The following is a 12,638-nucleotide window of genomic DNA, read 5'->3' on the forward strand; positions in this document are numbered from 1 at the left end:
AGGGCTTCGGGGTTCCGCGGCGTACTGTAGTAGACTGGTTAAACAACAGGTCGGTGCATTGATGCTTAAAGTCCGGAGTAAGTGAGTTATGAAAGTACAGAAAAGCATAGAGGAGAAGCTGGCCAATGGCTTTGATGCCAGCCTGATTTCGGTGGAAAACGAGAGCCATATGCATTCGGTGCCACCCAATTCTGAAACCCATTTCAAAGTAACGCTGGTGTCGGCGGATTTTGAGGGCCAGATGAAGGTGCGGCGTCATCAGGCGATCTACAAGGTTCTGGCCTATGAGCTGGCGGGCCCGGTGCATGCTCTGGCGTTGCACCTGTATACGCCGGAAGAGTGGAAGGCCAGTGGTCAGGCGTCTCCGGATTCACCCAACTGTATGGGTGGGTCGAAAGGCGATTCGGCAATGGACAAGAAGCCCCAACAAGGAGCTAATGGATGAGCCAGTTTTTCCAGATTCACCCGGAAACACCGCAAAAGCGTCTGATCAAGCAGGCGGTGGAGATTTTGCGCAAGGGTGGGGTGATTGTGTATCCCACCGATTCAGGTTACGCCCTGGGCTGTCACCTCGGCGACAAACAGGCGGCAGACCGCATCAAGCGGATTCGGCGCCTGGACGACAAGCACAACTTCACCCTGGTGTGTCGTGACCTGTCAGACATCGGGGTTTATGCCAAGGTGGACAATACCCAGTACCGGTTACTGAAGAATTTTACGCCGGGCCCGTACACCTTCATTCTGGACGCGACCAGTGAGGTGCCCCGCCGTTTGTTGCATCCCAAGCGTCGATCCATCGGCATTCGGGTCCCGGACAATGAGATTGTTCGGGAATTGCTGGGTGAGCTGGGTGAGCCGATTATGAGCAGCACCCTGATTCTGCCGGGTGAAACCGAACCTTTGACCGATCCTTACGATATTCGCGAGACCCTCGGGCATGAGCTTGATCTGATTATTGATGGCGGTTTCTGCGGTATGGAGGCTACCACGGTGGTCAACTTTACCGGTGATGTGCCTGAAGTTACGCGGGTGGGCAAGGGTGATCCGGCCCCGTTTCAGGTTTGATCTGATTAGCAGTTACCCCCGGGCTTTCAGGCCCGGGTATTCAGGCTGAAGGCGTAGCGTTGCTGCGTTGTGATACCCGTCTCGGCGGGTGTGGCGGTGCGGCGAAGGCTGTCATAACGGTGGATGACATCTTGCAGTCCATTGAACTGCTGGTTTTCGCTGAGCAGTGAATCCAGCAGGGAATTGTTCACGCCATAAGCCTGATTGAGCTTGAGTGCGTTATCCATGAAGTGCAGGGTGGGTTCGGTCACACTCAAGCGGCTAAGCGCCTCACCAAATCCCCGGTTGTTGTTAAGATCCTGTTGTATCTTTTCCCGCACCTGATCAGGAATTTTGCCGTCCAACTGAATGCTTCCTTGCTCGTTTTTACTCACGCTCAACGCGGTTGCCGGGTGCACGTTGTACTCGGCAAGTTTGTGCCGCAGGGTTTCACGAACGTAGGACAGATCCTGGGCAACCGTCTGCTTGTACTGGGTCAGTGGCAATTGCCGGGTTTTCTGACTCGCCGGGTTGCGATCCTGCCATTGGGACGGAGTGAAGCGGTCGTCGGCGCTGCTCTGGGGCTCGCCTGCTGCGGCGCCTTCATTGGTTTTACCGGCGGGTGCGTCAGTGCGCGGCGCACGGTTGTCCATGGCTTGCTGAAAGCGCGTGCTGGCCTGTAACAGTGATGTCAGCAATGACATGGTTATCTCCCCTGAAACGGAAAATCTCTGCCGGATACCACGGAATTAGCCCGTGTTGCATCAGGCCTTGCAGGTTTCGGGCCAACCTGCCTTGCCTTCGGGTTTGAATGTGCCGGGACGAATGTAAAACATTGCAAGGAATGACATAGCGGGCGCGTCCGGATGATCTGCGTCATAAAAAAATTGATTCATATCTATAAAGTTATGCGCCAATTCGCCGTCATTACTCTTGGATGTCCAGATCATCTTCCGTTGTCGGGGGCACATGAAAAAACAATACTCAATCCGTTTTGTGTTGCTGGCAGCACTGGCAGCGGCTTTCACCGTCATTCTCGTGTTTACAGTTGTTTACAGCGCCCAGTCCCAGCGAGCCCACCTCAAGGAGTTCAGCCACAAATACGTGGATGGTCTGGCAAAGTCCTTTTTCGATGGCCTGAACACCATGATGGTGACGGGTACCATTAATAACCGCGATGTTCTACGGGAGAAGGTGATGGCTCCCGAGGACGTACTGGATGTTCGGGTGATCCGCAGCGATCAGCTGAATGCCATGTACGGTGCAGGGAATGCCGCCGAACAACGGCGAGAGCCACTGGACATGAAAGCGTTGGGTGGTGAGCGGGTTGAACACTATTCCGAGAACGACGCGGGTCGTGTCTACACATTGATTGAGCCGGTCATTGCCAGCGAAAACTATCAGGGCGTGAACTGCCTCGGCTGTCATCAGGCCCAGCAAGGGGACGTGCTGGGCGCTATTCGGGTCGACTATTCTCTGGCGAAAAGTGACGCGCGCCTGCAGCAGCAGTTGATGGTGAGTGGCGGTATTCAGATTCTGATCTTTGTGGTTATTTTCATACTGACTACCGTGGTATTGGGGCGGCTGGTGTTTTCCCGCTTGCGTCGGCTGCACGACCGAATGGATGAAATCTCCCGTAATTCGGATCTCTCCATTGAACTGGACGTAACCCGAAACGACGAGATCGGCTCGGTCTCCCGTGCTTTCAATCGAATGGTCGCCAAGATCCGGGCCAGCATGCATACCGTGATGGATAACGCAGAGCAGGTTGAAGCGGCGGCTCGTACCATTGCCGGTAAAGCAGAGACCACAGAAAGGGAAGTTCTTGCCCAGAAAGACAACACCGACCAAGTGGCCAGCGCGACCACTGAGATGGCGGCTTCCGCCGTGCAGGTTCGCGAGAACGCGGTGACCACCGCACGGAAATCGGCGGATACCACCAAATCGGCAGAAACCGGGGAACACCTCGCACGCAATGCGGTGCAGGGTATTGAATCCCTGAACGCGGAAGTACAGAACGGTGCTCAGCGTATCGAGCAACTGGATCAGCGGACAACGGAAATGGCCTCACGGCTGGAGCTGATTTCCGAGATCGCCGACCAGACCAACCTGCTGGCCCTGAACGCGGCGATTGAAGCGGCCAGAGCTGGTGAGCAGGGCCGGGGATTTGCCGTGGTCGCAGACGAAGTCCGGGCGCTTGCCTCGCGCACGCAAACGTCGACTGAGGAAATTCGCCAAACCATTGAAGGACTGAAGAAAGAGGTGGTGGATTGTGTCGGTACCATGCGCCATGCCTCGGAACTTGCTCAGCATCAGGTGGACTCAATTCTGAAAGTGGAAACCGAGCTGCAAACTATTGCTGCAGCGGTGCGTGAGATCACGGCCCTGAATGAGGAAATGGAAAGTGCGGCTAACGAGCAGAGCGAAGTGTCGGACTCCATCAATCAGAATGTGATTGAAATCAGCCGCTCTGCTGAGCAGACCTCCAGCGATGCTCAGGAGACCGCGCGGATTGCAGGGGATCTGCTGTCCATGGCGGAAACCCTGCGCAAAACCATCGAGCAGTTCCGCCTGTCCCAGAGCTGAAATGGGCGATATACCGGGGCACTCAGCCCCGGTGATCAGACACAAACGGATTGGTGGCGCGTTCCTGGCCGAACGTAGACATGGGGCCGTGGCCACAGATGAAGTTTACGTCATCCCCCAGAGGGAACAGCTTTTCCCGGATGGAGTGAATCAGGGTGTTGTAATCGCCTTTCGGGAAATCCGTGCGGCCAATGGAACCATTGAACAGCACGTCACCCACCTGGGCCAGTTTTGAACCTCGATGGAAAAACACCACATGGCCAGGGGTGTGGCCCGGCGTGTGCAGTACTTCCAGGGTTTCATTGCCAACGGTCACTGTATCCCCGTTTTCCAGCCATCGATTGGGCGTGAACACCTCCGGCGCCGGAAACCCGAACATCTGTGCCTGCATGGCCAGGCCCTGAATCCAGAAGTTGTCGTCCTTGTGCGGGCCTTCAATGGGCAGCCCCGCTGATTTGGCCAGCTCCGCCGTGCCGCCGGCGTGATCTATGTGGGCGTGGGTGAGAAGGATCTTTTCCAGAATCACGCCTTCGTCCTCGGCTGCCGCCAGAATGCGATCCAGGTCCCCGCCAGGGTCGACCACCGCTGCTTTGTGGGTTTCGGTACACCAGAGCAGGGTGCAGTTTTGTTCAAAGGGTGTGACGGGTACGATCTTGTACTTCAGCGACATACTGTTCCAGTTTGTTCAGATTTGATTTTGCGGTAGAGAGCATCCGGGGCAATGTCTGCTTCGTTGGGCCAGCAGATGGCTCCGAACTCATCAACTTTTGCTTGAGCAAAGAATGCCGGGTCTTTCAGGGGCTCGAACATCGGGCCAAACAAACGATCTGCAAGGCTGATCTCGCCGTGAGTACCATCATCGAAGGTGACGGCCAGTACGTAATCGGCCTTGGCTTCCACATGGGTGACTCTGGGCATGCTGTTCATTCCAATGGCTCTATCTTCTTCAGTGGCTGGTGCAGCTCGGCAAGGCGCCAGTCTGCGATAAGGTCCTGCCGGTGTTCAAAGGCCCATTCGATAACCATCGCTTTGGCTCTTTTGGGCAGTTTGCCCTCAACAATCTCCAGCGTTTCGATCAGAATGATGGCCTCGTGTTCCCCATAATAAGCGTGAAAATGGGGAGGATTATGGTCATCGTAATACATCCGTATCAGAATGCCGAAGAATTCACTGATGGTTGGCATGGGCCCTCCGTGGCTCATAAGGTGTCATATTTTGGTAGACCGATAATAACAATCTGCGGACAGGTGAGCTATTGAAGAACTACCTCCAGAAAATCCTTCAGGGCCAGGCGATTAACTACGAGGCCTTTCTGAAGAAGCTGCCGGATTCCCAGCGTCGGCGGCATCGGGAGCTGTTCGCAACGGAGAAGGTTGGCGCCAATCGCTGGCAGGTATCCATTCTTGATGAAGCTGCGTTTGAGGAGTTACATCGACAGGCCGCTTCACCCGTTAGCAGAGTAGATGCGGCGAAGAAGGGCGATTCCCACCGCCACGGCACCGATGTGAGTTTTCTGCTGGTATATCATCACGCCCTGACAGGCAACCGGCCGGATTCGGTGGTGATTACCGGAGATTCGGTGGATATCGGTTTTCGGCCAGCGCCCCGGGTGCTGGTGGTGGAGAATGAGCGAAATTTTTATTACTACCGACAGATGCTGGCCTTTGCCGGTGACTGCCTGGGCCAGACAGTTGATCTCACAAACAGCGATGTCGTGCTCGGTGGCGGCAATCGGATTACCGGTACTGCGGATTTGAACTGGCTGACCAGTTACGATGAGGTGCTCTGCGCCTTTGATTACGATGCCGGCGGCCTGCAGATGTTTTCATCGGTGCGATCGGCACTGGGCGACAAGGCCTGCTATCTGCAGCCGGCTGACTGGCAACCTTGGCTGAGCCGTTTCCGCAAAATCCCGGACTCCACCGAAAGGTTTACAAAAGCCCTGTCGCTGGCGGAAGATCTGGAGTTTGTGTCGCTGGCGCAGGCCTTCCGGGCCACCGGCAAATTCATGGAACAGGAGATGATTCTGGATGAGTGATTCACAGGCGAGCGCGAGCACGTTCACCTTCGGCATTCGCCGCCTGGTGCTGGTGGACTCCGCCGGCTTCTGTTACGTGGAAATTCCGGTAGACAACCACGGCCTGATTCTGGGGCCGGGCAACCTGGGTAAATCCAGCTTGCTGAACTCCCTGCGCCTGTTCCTGTTGCCAGAGAATAACTTCAAGAACAGCCGCAAGAAATTTGCCTTCCGCAACGCCAGCGCCGGCAGCTTCTACACCAACGAAGAAAGCTTCCAGCACTACTTCCCCAGCCAGTTCAGCTTCCTGATTATGGAAGCGGAAAACCCGGCGGGCAGCCATTGCCAGATCCTGTATCGCGACAACGCAAGCCAGCTTAGCTACGGCCGGGCCTTTGTACCGGTCAGTTACGACCAGTTGCGACCTTTGTTCTGGAACGGCGACGATGAAGATGGCATTGGCCAGGCGGTGCCGGAGCTCTCATTCACCCGGCTGTCGGAGGCGCTGAAAAAGCTCTCGAAAGAGACCAGGCTGGTCAACGACCCGGCCAAACTGAAAACCATGCTCTACAGCAGTGAGTTGATGAACGCCGACGCGGTGCGTTACTCCGTGCTGCCCCTGGGCGAATCGGACGAACGCCGGGTGCAATCACTGCGCACCCTGATCCTGCTGCTGTTCGAGATGAAGGCGGACGATCAGGCCATGGCCAACGCCGTGGCCAGCATTATCGAAGCGGACAAGAAGTTTGCTGACGATGCCTTTGACTTCAACATCGATGATTTCCTCAATCGCCACGATCAGCTCAAGCAGCAGCAAAGCCAGCTCAACCGTATCGAGAAAGAGCGACACCGGTTTGAGAAGCTGAACCGGGACTACCAGGCCTACCAGACCCTGCTGCGCAGCCAGCACGAGTTTGCCGCCTTCCGGGACGGGGTGACCAACGCCTTGGCCGATATTGCTGCCAAACGCGGGGCGGCGCTTGAGGCTTTCAACGAACAGAACGACACCCTGCGCCACGTGCTGCAAACCCTGAAAAAACTGGAGCAGGAGGCCAGCGGCCTGAAGGGCGAGATTCGCTCCGCCGATCGGCGTATCAAGCAGGCCGAACAGAGCCAGAAAGACGGTGAGCTGCTGATCTCGCAGTATGGCGACATGACCCTGCAGGAAATTGCAGAGATCCAGACAGAGGAGCTGGAAAGCAAGAAAGGCCATCTTGCTGCCCTGAAAAGCGCCGCCCAGGCGGAAATCCGACTTGAGCAGATTCAGCGCAAAAAGCAGGATCTGGAGCGCAAGCTGGAAACCCTGAAAGACCGGGAAAGCAAGCAGCAGTGGCAGTTGCAGAACCAGCTGGACGAAACGACCGCCGCGCCTTTGCGGGCGGTTGATCCCCGGCTGATGATGGCAAGCCCCGGACAGGATCTGGATGCCGATAGCAAAGCCACCATTGAAGCCTTCGCTCGCCTGTTTGCCCCCAACGATCGCGGCTTTGACTGGTTTGATACTGAATACCAGAGCCAGCCTGCCCGGCACACCAATTTTGCCGAGCAACGCCATTATATTGAAGGTGAACTTCATGGTCTGGAGAAAGAACGCTCAGAGCTGGCCGACACCGCCAACCAGGAACACGACCGACCTCAGTTGATCGAGCGCACGGAGAAAGAAATCCGGTCTATCGAGAAAGATCTGGAAACGCTCCAGCGCTACCCGGCGGCGGCCACCACCCTGCGGGATGCCACCGAGGAGAAACAGGCGGCGGAAGAACAGCTTGCCAAGCTCGACGAGCAGGCCGGACTGGAGCAGGAAAAACAGGACGCGGTTCAGGCGAAAGCCACGAAAGCAAAAGCGGAGAAAGATCGCATCGAAGAGCGGGAGCGCGAGCTGGCGGCCCTGAGTAAAAGTGTCGGCACTGTGGAACACCGCTTCCCGCACCTTAGAGCGGTGGAAGCGGAGCAGCCGCTGAACATTGATCGCGTATCGGCGGCCGCCTTCGACAACCTGCAAAGCCAACTGGATGATCTGGAAGAGCGGCGCCGCAACATTCTCGACCACCTTCGCCAGTTTGTGTACCTGGGTATCCATGAAGACACCGAAGGCGAATTGCAGAAAGACAGCCCGGCATCATCTGTTATCCGAAGCACCTTCAAGAGCCTTTCAGATCTGTTCGCCGGCATGGCCGAGCGCTGGAGTGTACTGGAGCAGCAGGTTGGTATCCATAACGAAACTGTGGCCAGTTATCGTCAGGCCCTGAAATCCAATCATGAACACATCGCCCGCTTTGAGGCCCAGCTCAATCGGGAGCTGGACGGCGTTCGCATCAACGATCTGGTGGAAATCCGGGTGGATATTCACACCGATCCGAAATTCCGTAACTTGGTGGAAGAAGCCAACAACATTGATCCGTATGGCAATAAGCTTCAGTCCGATGCTTTCTACGACCGCCTTAGGGTGTTTGTAGCGGACTTTTTCGGGGAGCAGGGCGGCAGCAAGCGCCTCACCATGGACAAGGTAATCACCGGCATTTCCTACCGCACCCGCAAGGAGAACGCCGCCAATCTGGACAAGAAAGGCCAATCCACCTCTACTACCGCGCTGATCAACCTGGAGCTGGTTTACCGCCTGCTCAAGCGGGTGCTGTACCCTGGCGTGCAGCTGTCATTCCCCATGGTGCTCGACGAACTTGCCAGCGTGGATATCAGCCAGATGCCGTCGTTGCTGGAACGGCTGCGCAAGCAGGGATTCAACCTGTTCTCTGCCGCTACCCACAGCGCCAGCGCAGAAGTGATCTACCTGATTGGCCGGCACCTGGAAGTGGGGCAGATGCGCACCGCGCGGCCCTACAGCAAGGAACGCACTCTGGTGTTCTGGGGCGGCGCGGAAGGTTTTACTGGTGGTGAACCGCTGAGCCACTGGGCAGACCAGACCCAGAACAGCTTGCTGGAGCCGGTGGATGAGTAAACGCTTCAGCACCCTGGACACCACCCGGCTGCTGTTTGAGCACCCGAAAATCCTGTTCCGGATGATCGAGCGCATGGACCGCAATGAAGCCCGGTTCATCCGGGAAAGCGACCTGGTGGCCGAGGTGATGGATTACACCCGAGGCCTGGGCAAGGCCGATCGGGAGCGGGTGCGGCTGGCCCTGAACACCGACAATCTGTTTCGCAGTGGGCTGATCATCGACATCATCAAGGCCGACGGCGAACGCCGGCTGGTATTTCAGGACGCACTGATCAATCTGATGCGGGCCTGTAACGCCTCGCTCTACCAGGAGCTTACTGACGCCCGCCTGCGCGGCCATCTGGTGACTCTTCGGGATGTGCGCAATCGCCTGGAAACCAGCAGTTTCAGTGATGCTGATCCGGATTACACCGAGCTGCGGGACGATCTGAACGAGCGGGTCAGCCAACTGATCGGCCTGTTGCGCCAGAACGTGTTGCGCATGCAGACCATCAGTGCCCAGCTGGCGGACCTGTCCGGTGATGCCAGCCGGGCGCCGGAGAAGTACCTGGAGTTCCGCCAGAATCTGTTTGAGCAGATCGTGACCCTTTATGAACGCCATATCAAACCCACGCTGGTGTTCCTGAACCCGGACACCCGGCTGCCTGACGGCAGCAATCTGTTCGAAACCCTGGAAGCCATGGTGCGCCTGCTGGAGGGCCACGATGACCACAGCCTGGCGGATCAGCTGTTCCGTTCCTCTATCAGCCTGAACGCCCTGTACAAGCCCATTCAGGCGGTGGCCCAGGAGGTCGAACACTTCCTGCGCAAAACCCGCCGGGGTATGGCCCAGTACAACGCCATGGAGCATTTCTACGGCAAGCTGCGTGCGCTCAAAGACGACACCGAAACCCTCAGCCTGCGCCGAAAATGGCTCGAAGGCGGCGATTTTGCCCGCAGCACCGGCTTCCTGGTGGGCCTGCGGGCACAGCAGCGGCCCAAGCATTATGCCTTTGGCCAGTCGTCGAGCTACTACCAGTTGTTGTTCAGCGAACTGGAGCTGCGCCTGAGCGATCTGCGCCGCCAATCCGAAGTGCCGGTACTGCAGGAAGTGGCCGGAAGCGGGCGCGAAAGCCGGGTAGACCTTCAGCGCATCAACCAATTGTATAAGTGGCTGGAAACCCTGGAATTGCGGCCCACGGCGGATCTGGTGCGGGAGCTTCACGGCCGGCTGGATGGCTTCATCCCGGGCTACCGTTTTGCGGACCTGCTGGCAGCCCTGAACCGGCTGGTCAATTCGCCGCCGGAGGGTATGCAGGTGACAACCACTAACCGTTTCCGCACCCTGGAACAGGCGCCGGACTGTGAACAGTTTGTGTACCGCAAACGACGCCTTGAAACCAATACGACTGATACAGAACAAGAGCCAGACCATGCCTGATTTCGTGGAAACCCGGGATACAGAGAGCCCCCTGAACGAGCAGGGCGCGACCAGCTTCGAGCAGATCCTGCCGGCTCACAGTGCCGCCATCTACCGGGAGTTCCAGGCTGGCCGGGTGATTGTCCGGGATGTGTGGGACAACAACCGCTCGGAACTTCGTGCCAACCCCCTCTACAACCTGCTGTATAACCACCTGTCTCACTTCCGTACTTTCTATGAGCATCTGGGTAGCGACCTGGTGTTCAATGAAACCGGCGCCTTTTTCTTCCTGAAAGAGAGCAGTGACGACGAAAGCGAAGAGCACGATGAAAACGCTTTCCGGGTGCAGGTGGTATTGCTTCTGATCGGCCGTTACTTTGCCCGAAGCGGCAGAGATCTGGATTACCTGGGGCGGCCGGAAGCCGGTTTAAACGAGCAGGATCTGGCAAATCTGGGGGCGGATGAGGAGTATCAGGACATCCTTCGGGCCGCCCGTTTCGAGAAAGGGTTGAGCGAAGCGCTGGATTACCTGGAAAAACGGAACCTGCTGTTTCGCTCCGGGGCGGGGCGCTATTTCCTCAGTTCCGCCGGCAGCTATTTCCTGCACCAGTTGGTACAGGAGTATGAGCAGAGTTAGTTGCCGGTCAGGCAAACGCCAGGTTGTTCCTGCCGCTGGTTTTCACGGAATACATGGCCTTGTCGGCGGTGGCCAGTAGAAGCTCAGCGGTCTGGCCGTTGTCCGGGTACAAGGCGATTCCCACCGAGGCACCAATGTGCACAGTCTGGCCTTGAATGTGAAACGGCTCATTCAGCACCTGGATCATTTTGCGAGCAATGGGTTGGGCATCGGCATCGTTGGTCAATGGCCCGGTTATGATCACGAACTCATCCCCACCCCGGCGCCCCACCACATCATTGGCCCGAATACTGTGCTTGAGCCTTCTCGCGACATTCCGTAGCAGCTCATCGCCAGCCTGGTGGCCCATGGTGTCGTTTACCGGTTTGAATTTGTCCAGATCCAGGAACATCAGGGCGAAGTGATGATGCTGGCGCCGTGCCTGCTCGATGGCTTGTTCCAGGTGGGTTTCCAGGGCCGTGCGATTTGGCAGGCCAGTGAGTTTGTCGAAATGTGCCAGCCGGAACATCTGCTTTTCTGCCTGTACCCGTGCGGTAATATCGCTGAAGGTCAGGATCAGTTGCTGGATTTGTCCCCGGGCATTGCGTACCGGCGAAACCGTCAGCAGGTTGGGGAACGGATCATTATCGGGCCCGGTCAGCCAGACCTCGCCTTGCCAGGCATTTTCCGCGACAAGATGCCGGTGGATTTCTTCCCGGTCTATCTCCTTGCATCTGTCACTGTCGATAAATGCCATCAGGTTTGTATTGCGAAGTGTCTTCGTTGTTGCGCCGGTAATCTCGTTGAAGGCCGGGTTAGCACGAATAACCTGTAAACCGGTGTCACAAATCACGATGGCTTCGTGGGTGTGGTTAAAGACCTGCTGGGCCAGCCGAAGCTCATCGGTAGACCGGGCAATCTGGGAGGCCTGGTTGACCAGTGCATGCACAATCGGCATCAGTGAACGCCAGACCATTGTGCCGGCAAGGGCGGAGAGCATGAGTATCAGCACAACACTGATAACAATGTCTTCGATCACTTTACCGAACACACTGGAAGTCCTGGCATTCATATGGATTTCCCAGCCATATCCTTCCACTAGTCTTATGAATGCCAGCACACGGGTGCCGTCTGGAAGCGAAGCCCGGAAAAAGTCGAGGTCTGGTTTGTAATCGATACCTTCCTGTTCGGCCAGGCAACCATTGGGTGTTGTCAATTGAAACTGATGACTGCCCTCGGTCCAGATCAGTCGCCGCGTTCTCTCGACATCAAGCAGGCACAGACTGGAGTCCGCATCCACGCGAAAGATGGGAATCAGTGAGGAGAGTTCGAACAGCAGAAGATCATAGCCTACGATCTGTTCATCCACGCGTATCGCAGCGATGACGTGCAGTAACGGCCTCGCTTCGTTATTTACCCCTACCGGGTAGGACTGGATATCAAGCCCGGATGGCATAGGCAGGTCAGCGGGAAGTTGATCGTCCAGAGGCCCGACGCGCACAACTTCGGCGCCACTGGCATCAAACCGGACGATGGCGGCAAGGTTGTCGATGTTTTTTGCGGCATCGTCAAGCCTGGGGCGAGAAAAGGTCCGCAAGTCAGCGAGTGCCAGGTTTCCCCTGTTGTATTCGACCATAACCCGCGCGAGCTCAGAGCGACTGGCGGTTTGTCGCGCCAGATCCTGATGCTGATCGAATACCGCCCGAACGCTCTCGGCCTTGGCATCGGCCACCAGGCTCGCAGTGTCTGCGGCCTGGGTATGGATCTGATTGATCAGGGGGGTGGAGACCACCACGGCAATACTGATTCCAGTGAGAACAACTGCAACGATGGCAGTGGTGATAATGCGGCGTTTCTGCTCGAAGATATCCATAGGTGCCGTCGGACGAAAGCGAGGTTATAAGGACATGGTATCCGTTTTTTGCAACGGGTATACCCACCTAGAGTTGTTTTCTGTAACCGATGTTGACATGTGTCAGCCTTCATGTTGGAGATTTTCCATGTAGACTGAGGTTTTTAT

12 protein-coding genes are annotated in these 12,638 nt (G+C 56.7%); 7 read left to right on the forward strand and 5 right to left on the reverse strand.

The genetic code is table 11. The annotated features are described in order from the left end of the window. The first annotated feature begins 88 nt into the window (after positions 1 to 88). Positions 89 to 445 (forward strand): BolA family protein, encoded by a 357-nt coding sequence (locus ACAM27_RS09125; RefSeq protein ID WP_369611823.1) that lies wholly within the window; start codon positions 89 to 91, stop codon positions 443 to 445. Continuing rightward, positions 442 to 1,065, forward strand: a complete 624-nt coding sequence (locus tag ACAM27_RS09130) for an L-threonylcarbamoyladenylate synthase (protein ID WP_011785986.1) — start codon at positions 442 to 444, stop codon at positions 1,063 to 1,065. Before ACAM27_RS09125 ends, ACAM27_RS09130 begins: the two co-directional genes overlap by 4 nt. A 26-nt stretch (positions 1,066 to 1,091) precedes the next feature. On the opposite strand, the gene ACAM27_RS09135 is transcribed toward ACAM27_RS09130, so the two are convergent. Next, complete coding sequence (locus ACAM27_RS09135; protein WP_369611824.1) at positions 1,092 to 1,748, reverse strand: hypothetical protein; 657 nt, start codon at positions 1,746 to 1,748, stop codon at positions 1,092 to 1,094. Between the two features lie 265 nt (positions 1,749 to 2,013). Between ACAM27_RS09135 and ACAM27_RS09140 the strand changes: the two genes are divergently transcribed. Continuing rightward, on the forward strand, positions 2,014 to 3,630 hold the full coding sequence (locus ACAM27_RS09140) for a methyl-accepting chemotaxis protein (RefSeq protein WP_369611825.1): 1,617 nt from the start codon (positions 2,014 to 2,016) through the stop codon (positions 3,628 to 3,630). 22 nt (positions 3,631 to 3,652) lie between these two features. On the opposite strand, the gene ACAM27_RS09145 is transcribed toward ACAM27_RS09140, so the two are convergent. The 3 genes from ACAM27_RS09145 to ACAM27_RS09155 are packed head-to-tail and all read right to left on the reverse strand — an operon-like array spanning position 3,653 to position 4,814. Next, positions 3,653 to 4,300 carry an MBL fold metallo-hydrolase gene (locus ACAM27_RS09145; RefSeq protein WP_022992876.1) on the reverse strand — a complete coding sequence of 216 codons (648 nt, stop codon included), beginning with the start codon at positions 4,298 to 4,300 and terminating at the stop codon, positions 3,653 to 3,655. After that, entirely contained in the window at positions 4,291 to 4,548 is a 258-nt protein-coding gene (locus ACAM27_RS09150; RefSeq protein WP_014421980.1) for a DUF2442 domain-containing protein, read from the reverse strand. The genes ACAM27_RS09145 and ACAM27_RS09150 overlap by 10 nt, the downstream gene beginning before the upstream one ends. 5 nt (positions 4,549 to 4,553) lie before the next feature. Beyond that, positions 4,554 to 4,814 (reverse strand): DUF4160 domain-containing protein, encoded by a 261-nt coding sequence (locus ACAM27_RS09155; protein WP_022992877.1) that lies wholly within the window; start codon positions 4,812 to 4,814, stop codon positions 4,554 to 4,556. A 71-nt stretch (positions 4,815 to 4,885) separates the two neighbouring features. Between ACAM27_RS09155 and ACAM27_RS09160 the strand changes: the two genes are divergently transcribed. The 4 genes from ACAM27_RS09160 to ACAM27_RS09175 are packed head-to-tail and all read left to right on the forward strand — an operon-like array spanning position 4,886 to position 10,639. Continuing rightward, the gene (locus ACAM27_RS09160) at positions 4,886 to 5,668 is read left to right on the forward strand and encodes a Wadjet anti-phage system protein JetD domain-containing protein (protein ID WP_222197181.1); all 783 of its coding nucleotides are present in this window, start codon (positions 4,886 to 4,888) and stop codon (positions 5,666 to 5,668) included. Continuing rightward, the gene (locus tag ACAM27_RS09165) at positions 5,661 to 8,603 is read left to right on the forward strand and encodes a hypothetical protein (protein WP_369611826.1); all 2,943 of its coding nucleotides are present in this window, start codon (positions 5,661 to 5,663) and stop codon (positions 8,601 to 8,603) included. Before ACAM27_RS09160 ends, ACAM27_RS09165 begins: the two co-directional genes overlap by 8 nt. Further along, positions 8,596 to 10,023 (forward strand): hypothetical protein, encoded by a 1,428-nt coding sequence (locus tag ACAM27_RS09170; protein WP_023011015.1) that lies wholly within the window; start codon positions 8,596 to 8,598, stop codon positions 10,021 to 10,023. The genes ACAM27_RS09165 and ACAM27_RS09170 overlap by 8 nt, the downstream gene beginning before the upstream one ends. Beyond that, positions 10,016 to 10,639 carry a hypothetical protein gene (locus ACAM27_RS09175; RefSeq protein ID WP_014421975.1) on the forward strand — a complete coding sequence of 208 codons (624 nt, stop codon included), beginning with the start codon at positions 10,016 to 10,018 and terminating at the stop codon, positions 10,637 to 10,639. Before ACAM27_RS09170 ends, ACAM27_RS09175 begins: the two co-directional genes overlap by 8 nt. Positions 10,640 to 10,646: 7 nt before the next feature. Here ACAM27_RS09175 and ACAM27_RS09180 read toward each other — a convergent pair whose 3' ends face one another. Beyond that, positions 10,647 to 12,491, reverse strand: a complete 1,845-nt coding sequence (locus ACAM27_RS09180; protein WP_121208641.1) for a sensor domain-containing diguanylate cyclase — start codon at positions 12,489 to 12,491, stop codon at positions 10,647 to 10,649. Between the last annotated feature and the right edge of the window lie 147 nt (positions 12,492 to 12,638).

It is taken from the genome of Marinobacter sp. RI1 (genome assembly GCF_041155085.1).
GTDB lineage: Bacteria > Pseudomonadota > Gammaproteobacteria > Pseudomonadales > Oleiphilaceae > Marinobacter > Marinobacter nauticus.

Coding starts and splice junctions, on each gene's coding strand:
- ACAM27_RS09125 (WP_369611823.1), top strand. CDS start 89: ATGAAAGTACAGAAAAGCATAGAGGAGAAGCTGGCCAATGGCTTTGAT.
- ACAM27_RS09130 (WP_011785986.1), top strand. CDS start 442: ATGAGCCAGTTTTTCCAGATTCACCCGGAAACACCGCAAAAGCGTCTG.
- ACAM27_RS09135 (WP_369611824.1), bottom strand. CDS start 1,748: ATGTCATTGCTGACATCACTGTTACAGGCCAGCACGCGCTTTCAGCAA.
- ACAM27_RS09140 (WP_369611825.1), top strand. CDS start 2,014: ATGAAAAAACAATACTCAATCCGTTTTGTGTTGCTGGCAGCACTGGCA.
- ACAM27_RS09145 (WP_022992876.1), bottom strand. CDS start 4,300: ATGTCGCTGAAGTACAAGATCGTACCCGTCACACCCTTTGAACAAAAC.
- ACAM27_RS09150 (WP_014421980.1), bottom strand. CDS start 4,548: ATGCCCAGAGTCACCCATGTGGAAGCCAAGGCCGATTACGTACTGGCC.
- ACAM27_RS09155 (WP_022992877.1), bottom strand. CDS start 4,814: ATGCCAACCATCAGTGAATTCTTCGGCATTCTGATACGGATGTATTAC.
- ACAM27_RS09165 (WP_369611826.1), top strand. CDS start 5,661: ATGAGTGATTCACAGGCGAGCGCGAGCACGTTCACCTTCGGCATTCGC.
- ACAM27_RS09170 (WP_023011015.1), top strand. CDS start 8,596: ATGAGTAAACGCTTCAGCACCCTGGACACCACCCGGCTGCTGTTTGAG.
- ACAM27_RS09175 (WP_014421975.1), top strand. CDS start 10,016: ATGCCTGATTTCGTGGAAACCCGGGATACAGAGAGCCCCCTGAACGAG.
- ACAM27_RS09180 (WP_121208641.1), bottom strand. CDS start 12,491: ATGGATATCTTCGAGCAGAAACGCCGCATTATCACCACTGCCATCGTT.